Raw genomic sequence first — 13920 nt, 5'->3', positions numbered from 1 at the left:
CGGATGCGTCCCAACCACCACATATGAACCGACGAACCTACCTCGCGAGCGTCGCGGCGACGGCCGCACTCGCCGGCTGTCTCGGCTCCAACGGGTCGGGCGACGGCACCACGGAGCGCACAGCGACCGAGACGAGCGGGGGCCCGGCGACCGGGACGGCGACGGCCGACTACGACACGAACGGCGAGTTCCCGCCGGACGAGGACCCGACCGACGGCTATCCGCCCGAGTTCGACGAGGTCCCCGACGAGCGCGAGGTCGACACGTCGTCGTTCGGAACGGTGGACCGCGACGGCGTCGAGGTGCCGCTGGCACCGATCGACGTGGCCAACTACTGGTACCGGCGGGGCGAGGCACGCATGGTCGACGCCCGCGGCCGGAAGCAGTACGACACCTCACACGTCTACGGCGCGGTCCTGAGTCCGGCCGGTCGCGGCGGCACCGACGGCGACCCCGTCGTCGAGTGGCCCGAGGGCGACCGGATCGTCTGCTACTGCGGCTGTCCGCACCACCTCTCGTCGATCCGGGCGGCGTCGCTCATCGACGGCGGCTACGAGGAAGTGTACGTCATCGACGAGGGGTTCTGGGAGTGGCACGGCCGGGACTACGCGATGGCCGGGACGAACCTCTCGGAGACGCCGTTCGGCCACGTCGTCAGCGGCCAAGCCGACGCTCGGTTCGCCGGCGAGACGGCGTGGGCGCGGCACGAGCCGACCGGCCAGCGCGAGGCGACGACCATCGGCGACGACGGCCGGTTCAGCATGACGCTCCGGTTCGTCGACGTCGACCGCGACTCCCCCATCCGCGTCGAGACACCGGGGTACGCCGTCGAGGCTCCGCTCGGTCGCCTCGTCGATGCGACGGTTACCCCGGAGATGGGCTGAACCACCGCGGACACGTCTCACGCGACGCAAACCTTTTTCGTCGGGCGGGAGTTGCCTTGCACAATGGCCGAGGCAAGCGAGTTGTTTGCGGAGCTGGTCCCGTCGGTGGACGCGATACTGCTGTTCTCGCCCAGCGGGTCCTACTACGAGGAGGTGACCGAAAACGCCGAACACCCCATCATCGTGGTGGCCGGCGAGAACGACCACGGCGCGGACGAGTTCGTCGAACTCCCGCTACAGTTCGACGACGTGGTCGACCGGATCCGCTTCGGTATCGAAGGGGCGTTCGACGCGGGCTACGTCGAGGACGGCGACGTGGTCGCCTGCGCGCTGGGCGTGTTCGCCGACGAGATCGACACGGTCTCCCGCATCCGCGTCGACGAGTCGATGTCGTCGGGGGTTTACGGGCTGTTCTCGGAGTCGCGGGCCGAACCGAGCGTCATCCGGTCCGTGCTGGAACTGGTGATCGAACTGGGGAAGAAAGGGCAGAAGGGCAAGCCCGTCGGCGCGCTGTTCGTCGTCGGCGACGCCGGGAAGGTGATGAACAAGTCCCGGCCGCTCTCGTACAACCCCTTCGAGAAGTCCCACGTCCACGTCGGCGACCCCATCGTCAACGTGATGCTGAAGGAGTTCTCCCGGCTCGACGGGGCGTTCGTCATCAGCGACTCCGGCAAGATCGTCTCGGCGTATCGCTACCTCGAACCCTCCGCGGAGGGCGTCGACATCCCGAAGGGGCTGGGCACGCGGCACATGGCCGCGGGCGCGGTCACCCGGGACACGAACGCCACCGCCATCGTGTTGAGCGAGAGCGACGGCCTCGTGCGGGCGTTCAAGGCGGGTGAACTGGTGCTCGAACTGGACCCGGAGGACTACTGATGGTGGAGTGGAGCCTCGTCACGAACCAGCCGGCAGCGCTGGCCGCGGCGGTGCTCGCGGTCGGCATCCTGCTTGGCTACCTCGTCGGCAAGCTCAACAAGCGACTGCTCACCGCCGCGGGGATCCCGGAGTCGGTGGAGGGGACGCCGTTCGAGCGAACCGCACAGAGCCTCGGCACCTCGACGGTCACCATCGTCGCGCGGCTCTCCTCGTGGTTCGTGTACGGCGTCGCCCTGCTGACGGCGGTCCACATCGCCCAGCTGTTCAGCGCCGAGCGGTTCTGGCTGCGCGTGACGGAGTTCGTCCCCCGGCTGTTCATCGCCGCCCTGGTACTGGTCGTCGGCTTCGTCGTCGCCGACAAGGCCGAACTGATGGCCAGCGAGCGCCTCCGCGGGATCAAGCTCCCGGAGGTCGGGCTTCTACCGCGGGTGATCAAGTACAGCGTCCTCTACATCGCCTCGCTGGTCGCGTTAGACCAGATCGGCGTCAACACCGACGCGCTGATCGTCTTGCTCGCGGTGTACGCGTTCGCCCTCGTGTTCCTCGGCGGCCTCGCGTTCAAGGACTTCCTCGCGTCCGGTGCGGCGGGGGTGTATCTCCTCCTGAACCAGCCGTACGGCATCGGCGATAGCGTCCGGATCGGCGACCACGAGGGGATCGTTCAGGAGGTCGACGTGTTCGTCACGCACATCGAGAACGACGAGGAGGAGTTCATCGTCCCCAACAGCCGCGTGCTGGAGAACGGGATCGTCCGGATCCGGGACTGACAGACGACAGGACCCCGCCAGCACCGTCAGGCGTCGTCGAGGCCGTCACTCGACATCGGCCGCGCCGGAACGCCGGCGACCGTCTCGCCCGGCGGCACGTCCTCCGTAACCAGCGAGTTCGCGGCGACGCTCGCGCCCTCGCCGACCCGAACACCGGGGAGGATGATCGCTCCCGCGCCGACCATCGCCCGTTCGCCGACGACCACCTCGCCGGTGCGGTACTCCTCCTGCAGGAACTCGTGACAGAGGATCGTCGCGTCGTAGCCGATTATCGCGCCGTCCTCGACGGTGATCAGTTCGGGCCAGAACACGTCCGGCGTCGACTCCAGCCCCCACGAGACGCCCGTCCCGACCGTGACGCCGATCCGCCGCAGGAGCCAGCACTTCAGGCGGAGGCTCGGCGAGATCCGCGCGAGGACGATCACGACGTAGTTGAGCGCGACGCGCAGCGGGTGCTTGGCGTCGGGCCAGTGGCGGAGGGAGTTGCGCGGTCCCGGCGTCGGGTGGGCGGTGACGCGGTCGTGGCGGGAGCCGTCGGCCGGCGCGTCGTCTTCTGTCACGCCACGGCGTTCGGGGCGGGAGCTAATAAACGCTCCCGGCGCGGGGCGGGGGCCGTGGTCGGTGAGTCCGGTCAGTTCCCGCGGAGTTCGTCGATGTGGTCGATCCGTGACTGCACGAGGTCCGGCTTCCCGATGTCGTGGCGGACGCGCAGGCCAGCCTCGCCGGCGAGCGCGAGGGCGGCCTCCGCCGTCTCCTCGGCGTCGACGATGGTGTCGCCAAGCCCGACGACGGCGAAGGATCGCGAGGTGGTCGTGTACACGCCGTCGTCGCGGGCGTCCACGGAGGCGTAGAACAGCTGTGCCTCGCCGGGGGCGTCCACGTCGGCGACGCTCTCCTCGTCGACGGTCACCGGCGCGCCGGCCTCGGGGTCGGTGGGGTAGCCGGCGGGGACGGCGTACTTGCAGACCGTCGCGCGCTCGGCGAATTCCAGGTCGGGCAGGCGCTCGCCGTCGCGGGCCGCGGTCAGCACGTCGAGGAAGTCGGTTTCGAGGACGGGGAGCGTGTTCATCGCCTCGGGGTCGCCGAAGCGAGCGTTGAACTCCACGACCTTCGGGCCGTCAGCCCCGAGCATGAACTGGCCGTAGAGGACGCCGCGGTAGCCGTCGAGCGCGTCGACGACGGCCTCGATGATCCGGACGGCATCGCGGTAGTCGGCCTCGTTCATGAACGGCAGTTGCGGGATGGCGTCGCTGTAGCTGCCCATCCCGCCGGTGTTCGGTCCCTCGTCGCCCTCGTAGGCGCGCTTGTGGTCCTGCACGGCCGGCGTCACGCGAACCTCGCCGTTGGCGACGAACGCCTGTACCGTGAACTCCTCGCCGACGAGCCGTTCCTCCAGCACGAACTCGTCGTAGTCGCTCTCCCGGACGTACTCCTTCGCTTCCGCCTTCGTGATCTGGTCGCCAGTTACGCGGACGCCCTTGCCGCCCGTGAGTCCGGTCGGCTTCACGGCGAGGTCGCCGTCGTAGTCGTCGATGTACGCGGCCGCCTCGTCGGGGTCGGTGAACGTCGCGAAGTCCGGGCAGCCGGGGATGTCGTGGTCGGCCATGAACTCCCGCTGGAACCGCTTGTCCGTCTCGATGCGCGCCTCGGCCTGCTTCGGGCCGAACGCGTACACGCCGACGTCTTCGAGCGCGTCGACGACGCCCGCGGCCAGCGGCGTCTCCGGGCCGATCACCGCGAGGGTCGCCTCCACCGCCTCGGCGTAGTCGACCACGGCATCGGTGTCCGTCGTGTCGAGGCTCTCGAAGCCGACGGCGACCCGGGCGATCCCGGGGTTTCGGTTGCCGGCGCAGGCGTACAGGTCACAGTCCGATTCGGCCAGCGCGCGGGCGATGGCGTGCTCGCGGCCGCCGCCGCCGACCAGCAGGACGGTCTCGGTCATGGGCGACGGTGGTGGGCACGTGAGTGTAAAGGTTGCTCTTTCACTGACTCATACGATCCACGAACGTGGAATCCCGACGGGCGCGCCTTCGCCGGGCACCGGCGTTCCGGGACGGCCGCACTTAGGTGTCCGAAGCGACTACGGGGGCGTATGACCGACCCGACGGACCGCAACCGACTGGACGAGGAGGAGAGCCCGTACCTGCGCCAGCACGCCGACAACCCCGTGAACTGGCAGCCCTGGGACGACGCCGCGCTGGACGCGGCGAAGGAGCGCGACGTGCCCATCTTCCTCTCCGTGGGCTACTCGGCCTGCCACTGGTGTCACGTGATGGAGGAGGAGAGCTTCGAGGACGAGGACGTGGCGCAGTTGCTCAACGATAACTTCGTCCCGATCAAGGTCGACCGCGAGGAGCGACCGGACATCGACCGGATCTACCAGACGGTGAGCCAGCTCGTCAGCGGCCGCGGCGGCTGGCCGCTGTCCGTCTGGCTCACGCCGGAGGGGAAGCCGTTCTACGTGGGGACGTACTTCCCGCCCGAGGAGAAACGCGGGATGCCCGGGTTCGCGAACCTGCTCCGCAACATCGCCGACTCCTGGGCGGACGAGACGGACCGGCCGGAGATGGAGAACCGCGCGGAGCAGTGGACCGACGCCGCGACCGACCGGCTGGAGGCCACGCCGGGCGCGGGCGGCGAGGCCCCGGGGAGCGAACTGCTGACGGACGCGGCCGACGCCGTCCTCCGCGGAGCGGACCGGGAGCACGGCGGGTTCAGCAGCGGCGGGCCGAAGTTCCCCCAACCGGGGCGGATCGACCTCCTGCTCCGCGCATACGACCGGACCGGCCGGGAAGCGTACCGAGAGGTGGCCGTCGAGACGCTCGACGCGATGGCCGACGGCGGGATGTACGACCACGTCGGCGGCGGCTTCCACCGCTACGCAACCGACGGCGAGTGGACGGTGCCCCACTTCGAGAAGATGCTGTACGACAACGCCGAACTGCCCCGCGTCTACCTCGCCGGCTATCAGGTGACGGGCGACGAGCGCTACGCCGAGGTCGTCCGCGAGACGTTCGACTTCGTCGAGCGCGAACTGACCCACCCCGACGGCGGCTTCTACAGCACGCTGGACGCACAGAGCCCCGTCCCGACGGAGCGCGACCCGGACGCAGAAGGCGACGAGGAGGGCGCGTTCTACGTCTGGACGCCCGACGAGGTCCGCGAGGTGCTGGACGAGGAGACTGCGGACCTGGTCTGCGACCGCTACGGGATCACCGACGCCGGCAACTTCGAGCGCGGGACGACCGTCCTGACCGTCGATTCGAGCGTCGAGACGCTGGCCGACGAGTACGGGCTCGACGCGGAGACGGTCGAGCAACGGCTCGCCGCCGCCGACGAAAAGCTGTTCGCGGCCCGGAGCGACCGGCCCCGGCCGCGCCGCGACGAAAAGGTGCTGGCGGGGTGGAACGGCCTCATGATCGGCGCGCTCGCCGAGGCCGACGTCGCCCTCGACGGCGACTACGCGACGGCGGCCGGGGACGCGCTCGACTTCGTCCACGAGCACCTCTGGGACGCGGACGCCGGACGGCTCGCCCGGCGGTACAAGTCCGGGGACGTGAAGGGCGAGGGCTATCTGGAGGACTACGCGTTCCTCGCCCGCGGCGCGTTCGTGCTGTACGAGGCGACCGGCGACGTGGACCACCTCGCGTTCGCGCTCGACCTCGCCCGCGTGATCCGCGAGGAGTTCTGGGACGCGGACGCCGGGACGCTGTACTTCACGCCCGAGAGCGGCGAACAGCTGGTGACGCGCCCGCAGGAACTCCGCGACCAGTCCACGCCGTCGAGCGTCGGCGTCGCCGTCGACGCGCTGCTGGCGCTCGACCACTTCCTCCCCGAGGAGTCGTTCGCCGATATAGCCGAGGCGGCCGTCGGCACGCACGGCGACGAGGTCCGGGCCAGCCCCGTCGAGTACGTCTCGCTGGCGATGGCGGCCGACCGGCTGGAAACCGGCGGGCTCGAACTCACCGTCGTGGCCGACGAGACACCTACGGCGTGGCGCGACCGCTTCGGCGACGAGTTCCTGCCCAACCGCGTGCTCTCCCGGCGACCGCCGACGGCGAACGGCCTCCAGGAGTGGCTGGACGAACTGGGACTGGCCGACGCGCCGCCGGTCTGGGCGAACCGGGAGCGCGACGGGGACGAGCCGACGCTGTACGTCTGTCGGTCCTTCACCTGCTCGCCGCCGCAGACGGACGTGGGAGCGGCGCTGGAGTGGGCCGAGCGGCTTCGACCGAACGGCAAAAACGAGGACGCGGAATAGCGCCGTTTCCGTTCGGAACGACGGTCAGGCCGTCGCGTCGAGTTCGTCGAGTTGGTCGGCGATGACCGCGGCAGCGGGCCGGTCGGCCGACTCGACGAAGCGGGCGACTTCGTCACCGTTTCGCTCAACGATGATCGTCGGAATCAGTTCGATGCCGTACTCCTCGACCTTCGGACCGACTTTCTCGCCGTCCTCGCGCTCGACGGGGTACTGTTCGATCCGGTCCTCGGGGACGCCGGCGGCGTCGAGCGCGGCGGCGAAGTCCGGGAGGACGGCGCGGCAGTCCTTGCACCAGTCGCCGCCCCACACCCTGTACGTCAGGTCGTCGTGCGCGGCGAGCGTCTCGACCGTGTCGCCGTGGGCATCGCTGTCCCACGTCGGGGTCGGTTCCATCGTTTCGAGTGACATGGATCGCCGTAGACGGTCGAGCGGCTTAACCGCCGCGTTCCCCGCAGAACCGGGGAGTACCGGCAACACCGACCGGTTCATTGCAGTCCGGGAGCTGTCCGGGAAATCGCTACACCAGTTATTGCGTATGGATCAGTAGCACGGAGTATGGAACGACGCTGTACGCTGTGCCGGGGGAGCATCGACGCGGGAACCGAGCGCGTGCTGTGCCAGTGCGGACGGCTCCTGCACGAACGCTGTGCCGCGGCCCACGCCGAGTGGTGCGACGCCGACGGCACCGAGCGGTGGCTCGGCGCGGTCGAACTCTGAGATGGGGAGCGCCGACGGGCCGCCGGTTCCTCCACGGGCGGCGGCACGTCCTGCCGGTGACCGGCATCGGTTTACGCACCGGACGGTTAGGAGAACGCAATGAGAGAGAGCATTCTGGACACCATCGGCTCGCCCCTGGTGCAGGTCGACTCCCCGACGGGAGCGACCGTCGCCGCGAAGGTCGAGTCGTTCAATCCGGGGGGCTCGGCCAAGGACCGGCCGGCGCGAGCGATGGTCCGCGCGGCGGAGCAGGCGGGCCGGATCGAGCCGGGCGACCGCCTCGTCGAGCCGACGAGCGGGAACACCGGGATCGGGATCGCGCTGGTCGCCGCGGCCCGTGGATACGACCTGACGATCGTGATGCCGGCGTCGAAGTCAGAGGAGCGTCAGCGACTGATGAAGGCGTACGGCGCGGACCTCGAACTCGTCGACGGCGAGATGGAGACGGCCCGCGAGCGCGCCGACGAGATCGTCGCGGAGACCGGCGCGGTACAGCTGGGCCAGTTCGAGAACCCGGCGAACCCGGAGGCCCACTACCGGACGACGGGCGAGGAGATAGTCAAGCAGGTCGGCGAGCGCGAGGTGGACGCGCTGGTCGCCGGCGTCGGCACCGGCGGCACGCTGTCGGGCACCGGCCGGCGGCTCCGCGAGGAGTTCCCCGAGCTGGAGGTCGTCGCGGTCGAGCCGGCGCGGAACGCCGTCCTCTCGACCGGCGAGCCCGGCGACGACGACTACCAGGGGATGGGACCGGGCTTCGTCAGCGACAACCTCGACACGAGCCTCATCGACGACGTGGAGACGGTCCGGCTGGAGGACGCGGAGGCCGAATGTCGCCGGCTCGCCCGCGAGGAAGGGATCCTCGTCGGCCAGTCCAGCGGTGCGACCAGCCTCGCCGCGCGGCGGGTCGCAGAGCGGCTGGCGGCTCCGGAACTCGACTGCCCGCCAGCGCCGGCCGGCGCGCGGGAGCTCCAGTCCGACGGCGGCGAGGCGGCCGGTTACGACGACTGCCCGCTGGTCGTCACCGTGTTCTGGGACAGCGGTGAACGGTATCTCTCGACGGGGCTGTTCGACTAACCGTCTCCCGGGTCGGGGTGGGAGCGCCCCGCGAGCGCATTTACCCGTCGGCGTGGTAGGGCGGCCATGCGAACCGAACGGATGCGGCGAGAGATGGACGACGCCCTGCAGGCGGGCTGGAAGATAGAGGACGAGTCGGGTGACCGGGTCGTCCTCGTCAAGCGGAACTACGGTGCGCTCGGGGTCCACGTGGTCATCGCGATCCTGACCGCCTGGTGGACGTTCGGCATCGTCAACGCGGTGTACGCCGCCTACAAGTACCTGAACGACTCTCGGCGGCGTGTCCTGTGGGAGTCGGACCGGGCCTGTCCGAACTGCGGGTCCCGTGCCGCGGCGGACGCCGAGTACTGCCGCAACTGCGGCGACGAACTCCCCGAGGACGCCGGCGGGCCGCGGAACTGTCCGGAGTGTGGCGTCGTCCTCTCGGCGGACGCGCGCTACTGCCGCAACTGCGGGAGGGATGTCGCCACCTGAATCGGCGGGCCACCTGGCGCCACACCGCCGGCCGCATCCCGGAAGCGCGCCAGTTTTATTCGCCGCGGAGCTATGCCGGGGCATGGACTGTCGGCAGTGCGGCTCCCCGCTGGAACGGCCGGGCGACTACTGCCTGGTCTGTCGGACCGCCAACGCCGACGCCGTCGTGCTAGACATCGACCGCGACCGCGCGGCGGTGACGATGCTGTCCGACGACGAGGTGGTCGCGACGACGACGATCACCACATCACCGGAGGACGGCGAGGAGACGGGCGTCGTCGAACTGCGCAACTTCGCCGGCCGGATCGCCGACGAGGTGCGGCGCAAGCGACCGGACGAGGTGTTCGCCGCGGGCCACCGGGAGGTGCTCCGCGCGGCCCGAGAGCAGTTGCACCACGAGTTCTACCGCGTCGACGGCGGCGACCCCGTGGAGGCAGTCCGGACCCGTCGGGGCGAGACGGCGCTGGAGGTCGTCGACGCCGCGCCCGCCGAGAAGATCGGCGGCACCCATTCGACGCTCATCGGCGGGCGGAGCGGCCGTCGCGCCGTCCAGACCGTCGCGGGACACCCCCACGTCAAGAAGATCGTCCCCGGTCCGATCGACGCCGGCGGCACCGGATCGCAGTCCGGCGTCCGGGCAAAGGCGACCCGGGCGGACGGCAACGGCAACGTCCGCCTGCTGATCCGCAACGGGTCCAGCGTGCAGGAGAACCGGGTCGTGACGACTGCCGGCGACCGCGAGACCGGCGAGCGCGTCCGCGAGGACTTGAACGGCGCGCTGGCGGAAGCCGACCTCCAGTAGCTCTCGGGGGCGACCACTCACGCGCCCGCCAGGAACCCCGACGCTTTTCACCGGTAATGAGATATAATTAGCCGATGGTCACCCGCTACGACGCCGTGCTCGCCGCCATCCCGGTCGTCGCCGCGACCGGCGTAGTCCTCCACGCCGCCGTTCGGGCGCTCGATACGACGGTCGGGCTGGCGGGGTCGCCCGGGGAGTTCCCGCTGTGGACCGGCGGGTTCCTCGCGGCGCTCGCGCTCATCGCCCACGAGATGGCGACGTTCCCGGTCGAGGAGTGAGAGCAACCACTGCGAGATACCGTGTCGGTGTGACGCGGCCGGCGTTCGACGCCGGTTCCGACTCGTAGGGTTTATCTGCCCGCTGGGGCTACGTGTCGTTACTATGGCCGAAGACGGACCACAGAACACCGGCAGTGCCGGGCGGTTCGGGGCGCGCTACGGTCGCGTCTCCCGACGCCGCGTCTCGGAGATCGAGTCGGACATGAACGAGGACCACGCCTGCCCCGACTGCGGCGCGAACGCGGTCGACCGGCAGGGCACCGGGATCTGGCAGTGCGGCAAGTGCGGCTACAAGTTCGCCGGCGGCACGTACCGCCCGCAGACCCCGGGCGGCCGCGGCGTCACCCGGTCGATCCGCGCGGCGCTGGGCGAAGAGGACGAATGAGCTACAAGTGTTCCCGCTGTAAGCGCGACGTCGAACTCGACGAGTACGGCGGGGTCCGGTGTCCGTACTGCGGCCACCGGGTGCTGCTGAAGGAGCGGAGCCGCGACGTCAAGGAAGTCGACGTCCGGTAACGTGCCGGCGTTCGTCCACGAGGCGACGTTCGCGTTCGACTACGATTCTCCGGAGCGCGCTCGGACCGTCGAGCGGAGCGTCCGGCAGGAGGTCGGCGAGATAGACGGCGACCGGTCGACGGCGGTCGTCGACCGGGACGGCCCGACCGTCACCGTCACGGTCGAGGCCGCGGACCCGGTGGCGCTCCGGGCGAGCATCAACACCTGGCTCTCGCTGGTCGACGTGGCCGAGCAGGTCAGCGCGTGACCGCTACACCCGGTCGGTCTCGCGGGCCGCGTCGAGGAGCCGTTCGAGCTCTGCCGAGCCGAGATAGCGAACCGTGTCGTCGGATTCGTCGTAGCTGACGACCCCCTCGGCTGCCAGCCGCGGGAGATGCACGTGGTGAAGCGCCGTCGCGACCCGGTCCTCGTGGCCGCGCGGCGGGGTCAGCCCCGCCGTCTCCCACTCGACCACCTGCGCCACGAGGGCGTCGAACGGCACCTCCCCGTCGGTGTCAGCGAGTGCATAGAGGACGAACCGGCGGCGGCGCGACGCCAGGAGTTCGAAGACCGTATCGGGGGAGAGCGGCTCCGGCGGCACGCCATCGTCGGACCGCAGGAGCGTGGTCCGGGAGCCGTCACGACGGACTCGTCGGCAGTTGCTGTTGTCGCCACGCATCTCCCTCACAGTTTACAAATCATCGCCTTAACAGTAACGACCGAGGGGACGGCGGGGTTCGGGCGTACGTAAAGCGGGGGTTTTTCAATGCGGGGCACGACCCAACGCGTATGCAGGGTAATCTACCGCCGGAAGCGCAGGAGAAACTCGAGGAGCTACAGGACCTTCAGGAGACGGCACAGCAGGTCGCCGTCCAGAAGAACGAGGCCGAGAGCCAGCTGACCGAGGCACAGAACGCCCTCGACGAGCTGGACGACATCGACGACGACACGCAGATGTACCGCGAGGTCGGCGAACTGCTCGTCGCCACCGACTACGACGAGGCCCAGGAGGACCTTGACGAGAAGGTCGACAGCCTGGAGATCCGCGTCGAGACGCTCGAAAAGCAGGAGGAGCGCGTGCAGGAGCAGTTCGAGGAGCTCCAGAGCGAACTGCAGCAGATGCTCGGCGGTGCCGGCGGCGCGGGCGGCGGCCCGATGGGCGGCCCCGGCGGCGCGTAGATGCCGACCGACGACGAGGTCGTTCGGACCGCCGCCGAGGCGGCCGAGGACGTCGTCTTCTCGCGGATCGACAACAGTGACGTCGACGACCTCGACGTGACCGTGACGTTCGAGGACGGCGTGCTCGAGGTCGACGTGTACGTCCACGCCCCCGACGCGAGCGCGGACGAGGGGCGCGTCGCCGACGACGCGGCGCTCGCCGCCCGCGGCGCGGTCGACGACCTGTTCGAGGGCTAGGACAGCAGGAACACGACGCCGCTTATCACCATCGCGGTGAGCGTCGTCGCCGCAGCGAGCCCGCCGCCCATCGACACCATCGCGTTGGCGGTGCTGGCGAGCGTCTCCGTGCGGTCGTTACCGAACACGGTGACGGCCGCCCGCTCGGTCGCCACGCCTGCCTCGACGGGTTCGAGGTCGGCGGTCGCTTCCTCCACGAGGTCGTTGATCAGCGACAGCAGTTTCCCGTCGTCGATCGCTTCGCCGACCTGATTCGTCGCCTCGACCTGGTTGACGATGTGGGTGTCGGTCGTCAGCACCTCGACGCGGTCGACGCCCTCGACCCCGGCGACGAGGCGGTCGCGGAGGCCGGGTTCCATGTTGTTCCCGTCGACCAGCACGTACGCCGTCCGCTGGTCGTCGACCTCGAAGACGGCGACCCGGACGCCGAGCGGACCGATCCCCTCTGTCGGCTCCCAGTCGGTCTCGTCCCACGCGACGCCGACCCGAAGGGCGTGGCGCTCGGCGTCGGCGAGGCGGTCGCCCGCCGCCCCGGCAGCGTGTTGCGTGTCGAACGCGCGCTCGCTGCCCGGCGTCACGTGGCCCAGGTCCTCGCCCTGCAGCCCGTTGTTACAGTTGTGCGCGTCGGCCAGCAACACGTCGTCGATACCGCCCGAGCGGGCCTCCGCGGCGGCGGCGAGGCCGACGGCGTAGGACACGTCGTCGGCAAAGGACGGCGCGTACGTCACCGTCGAGAGCATGTCGTCCCCGACGGCCTGGGCCAGCAGCGAGGCGTCGCCCTCGGTCGTTCGAACGCTCCGGGTCGCGCGGTCCGTGTACTCCACCTCGTCGACGGCACGCTCGGCCGCCGAGAGGATCGTGTCGACCTCGCGCTCGGTGACGAGGTTGAAGTCGTGGCCCGCAGTCGCGTGGGGCGGGAACGCCAGCCCCTCGGCCGACTCCGCGACGCGGACGGGGAGGTTGCCGCCCCCGATCTCACCCATCGGTCCGGGGTGGATCATCGGCAGGACGAACCGGGCCTTCTCCGCGCCGTCGGGCCGGCGGATCGAACAGACCGTAACCGGGACGACCGCCTCCTCGCCGATCTCCTCGAAGAAGTCCTCCAGTTCGCGCGTGCCGTCCGCGATGTGCCCGATGAACCCGCCGAGGAAGTCGAGGACGCTCACGCCGAGGCTGCGCTGCCACGGCCGGTCGATGATCCGGACGAACGCGTAGACGGCGGTGCCGTAGACGACACAGACCGCGGCCAGCACGCCGAAGTCGGCGGGGACGACGACGTTCAGCGCCGCCGGAGCCTGCTCCTGGCGCGAGAGGAAGGCGTCGACCAGCGCCCCCTCGACGGCGACGTAGCGCATCGTCCCGCTGTAGACGAACAGGAGGGCGGCGGCCGCGACCGTCTGGACGCTCGCCGGCACGACCGCGACCAGCGCGCCGTGGCGCGACACCGCCATCACGACGAGCAGCCGGAAGGCGAAGATACCCGAAAGCGCCGCGAGGAACGCGTCGAAGACGAAGTTCTGCCCGAGCGGCGTCAGCGCGGCGGCGACGCCCGCGGCGACGAGCGTGACGACGACGAACACCTCGCAGACGAGCGCCAGCAGCGACGACCGGTTCGGCGTGAGCTGGCCGCCGAGCGACCGGTCGATGCTGCTGGTCAGAAAGCCGGCGGCAAGCGTCGGGATCCCGATGTAGAACACGCCCTGCCAGGCGTCCTCCAGGGCGTAGGTGGTGTCGAAGACGCCGAGTCCGGTGACGGCCGCGACGACCAGCGCGAACGCCGCGGTCGTCGGCCATCGCGGTGCCCGGAAGACGAACCGGGAGAGGCTGGCCAGGTCGCCCTGGGTAGCTGTCATCGAACGGAGGATCTCACCCCGGC

19 protein-coding genes are annotated in these 13920 nt (G+C 70.2%); 14 read left to right on the top strand and 5 right to left on the bottom strand.

The features are described from left to right. The first annotated feature begins 23 nt into the window (after positions 1-23). The 3 genes from D8896_RS07745 to D8896_RS07735 all read left to right on the top strand — a co-directional run bounded on the left by D8896_RS07745 (position 24) and on the right by D8896_RS07735 (position 2527). Complete coding sequence (locus D8896_RS07745) at positions 24-884, top strand: rhodanese-like domain-containing protein (RefSeq protein WP_121821519.1); 861 nt, start codon at positions 24-26, stop codon at positions 882-884. Between the two features lie 63 nt (positions 885-947). After that, positions 948-1760, top strand: a complete 813-nt coding sequence (gene dacZ / locus D8896_RS07740; RefSeq protein ID WP_121821518.1) for a diadenylate cyclase DacZ — start codon at positions 948-950, stop codon at positions 1758-1760. Then, a complete protein-coding gene (locus D8896_RS07735; RefSeq protein ID WP_121821517.1) occupies positions 1760-2527 on the top strand; it encodes a mechanosensitive ion channel family protein in 768 nt (255 codons plus the stop codon). Before dacZ ends, D8896_RS07735 begins: the two co-directional genes overlap by 1 nt. Positions 2528-2553: 26 nt before the next feature. On the opposite strand, the gene D8896_RS07730 is transcribed toward D8896_RS07735, so the two are convergent. Further along, on the bottom strand, positions 2554-3087 hold the full coding sequence (locus D8896_RS07730; protein WP_121821516.1) for an acyltransferase: 534 nt from the start codon (positions 3085-3087) through the stop codon (positions 2554-2556). A 71-nt stretch (positions 3088-3158) separates the two neighbouring features. Further along, a complete protein-coding gene (gene purD / locus D8896_RS07725; protein ID WP_121821515.1) occupies positions 3159-4469 on the bottom strand; it encodes a phosphoribosylamine--glycine ligase in 1311 nt (436 codons plus the stop codon). Between the two features lie 150 nt (positions 4470-4619). On the opposite strand from purD, the gene D8896_RS07720 reads away from it, so the two are divergent. After that, positions 4620-6788: a thioredoxin domain-containing protein gene (locus tag D8896_RS07720; RefSeq protein WP_121821514.1), complete on the top strand. Its 2169-nt coding sequence runs from the start codon at positions 4620-4622 to the stop codon at positions 6786-6788. 24 nt (positions 6789-6812) lie between these two features. Here D8896_RS07720 and D8896_RS07715 read toward each other — a convergent pair whose 3' ends face one another. Beyond that, the gene (locus D8896_RS07715) at positions 6813-7196 is read right to left on the bottom strand and encodes a thioredoxin family protein (RefSeq protein ID WP_121821513.1); all 384 of its coding nucleotides are present in this window, start codon (positions 7194-7196) and stop codon (positions 6813-6815) included. A 147-nt stretch (positions 7197-7343) separates the two neighbouring features. Here D8896_RS07715 and D8896_RS19300 point away from each other — a divergent pair, with 147 nt between their 5' ends. The 8 genes from D8896_RS19300 to D8896_RS07680 all read left to right on the top strand — a co-directional run bounded on the left by D8896_RS19300 (position 7344) and on the right by D8896_RS07680 (position 10896). Further along, positions 7344-7505, top strand: coding sequence for a hypothetical protein (locus D8896_RS19300; protein ID WP_162991497.1), 162 nt, complete (start codon positions 7344-7346; stop codon positions 7503-7505). A 99-nt stretch (positions 7506-7604) separates the two neighbouring features. After that, entirely contained in the window at positions 7605-8579 is a 975-nt protein-coding gene (locus D8896_RS07710) for a PLP-dependent cysteine synthase family protein (protein WP_121821512.1), read from the top strand. Positions 8580-8645: 66 nt separating this feature from the next. Further along, entirely contained in the window at positions 8646-9053 is a 408-nt protein-coding gene (locus D8896_RS07705) for a zinc ribbon domain-containing protein (protein ID WP_121821511.1), read from the top strand. Positions 9054-9135: 82 nt separating this feature from the next. Next, the gene (locus tag D8896_RS07700; RefSeq protein ID WP_121821510.1) at positions 9136-9855 is read left to right on the top strand and encodes a DUF2103 domain-containing protein; all 720 of its coding nucleotides are present in this window, start codon (positions 9136-9138) and stop codon (positions 9853-9855) included. A 74-nt stretch (positions 9856-9929) separates the two neighbouring features. Beyond that, positions 9930-10133: a hypothetical protein gene (locus tag D8896_RS07695; RefSeq protein ID WP_121821509.1), complete on the top strand. Its 204-nt coding sequence runs from the start codon at positions 9930-9932 to the stop codon at positions 10131-10133. A 103-nt stretch (positions 10134-10236) separates the two neighbouring features. Continuing rightward, complete coding sequence (locus tag D8896_RS07690) at positions 10237-10518, top strand: 50S ribosomal protein L37ae (protein WP_121821508.1); 282 nt, start codon at positions 10237-10239, stop codon at positions 10516-10518. Next, positions 10515-10649, top strand: coding sequence for a DNA-directed RNA polymerase subunit P (locus D8896_RS07685; protein WP_121817820.1), 135 nt, complete (start codon positions 10515-10517; stop codon positions 10647-10649). Before D8896_RS07690 ends, D8896_RS07685 begins: the two co-directional genes overlap by 4 nt. A 1-nt stretch (position 10650) precedes the next feature. Then, positions 10651-10896, top strand: a complete 246-nt coding sequence (locus D8896_RS07680; RefSeq protein WP_121821507.1) for a KEOPS complex subunit Pcc1 — start codon at positions 10651-10653, stop codon at positions 10894-10896. A gap of 3 nt (positions 10897-10899) precedes the next feature. Here D8896_RS07680 and D8896_RS07675 read toward each other — a convergent pair whose 3' ends face one another. After that, positions 10900-11307, bottom strand: a complete 408-nt coding sequence (locus D8896_RS07675; RefSeq protein ID WP_121821506.1) for a DUF7344 domain-containing protein — start codon at positions 11305-11307, stop codon at positions 10900-10902. Between the two features lie 110 nt (positions 11308-11417). Between D8896_RS07675 and D8896_RS07670 the strand changes: the two genes are divergently transcribed. Together D8896_RS07670 and D8896_RS07665 are read left to right on the top strand one after the other, a co-directional pair. Further along, positions 11418-11807, top strand: coding sequence for a prefoldin subunit beta (locus tag D8896_RS07670; protein ID WP_121821505.1), 390 nt, complete (start codon positions 11418-11420; stop codon positions 11805-11807). After that, positions 11808-12044 (top strand): DUF3194 domain-containing protein, encoded by a 237-nt coding sequence (locus tag D8896_RS07665; protein WP_121821504.1) that lies wholly within the window; start codon positions 11808-11810, stop codon positions 12042-12044. It begins immediately after the preceding gene. Here D8896_RS07665 and D8896_RS07660 read toward each other — a convergent pair. Continuing rightward, positions 12041-13897, bottom strand: a complete 1857-nt coding sequence (locus tag D8896_RS07660; protein ID WP_121821503.1) for a DUF2070 family protein — start codon at positions 13895-13897, stop codon at positions 12041-12043. The genes D8896_RS07665 and D8896_RS07660 overlap by 4 nt on opposite strands. Between the last annotated feature and the right edge of the window lie 23 nt (positions 13898-13920).

The sequence above is a fragment of the Halostella salina genome (assembly GCF_003675855.1).
Taxonomy (GTDB): Archaea; Halobacteriota; Halobacteria; order Halobacteriales; family Natronoarchaeaceae; genus Halostella; species Halostella salina.
This window is presented reverse-complemented; position numbering and strand designations above follow the sequence as displayed.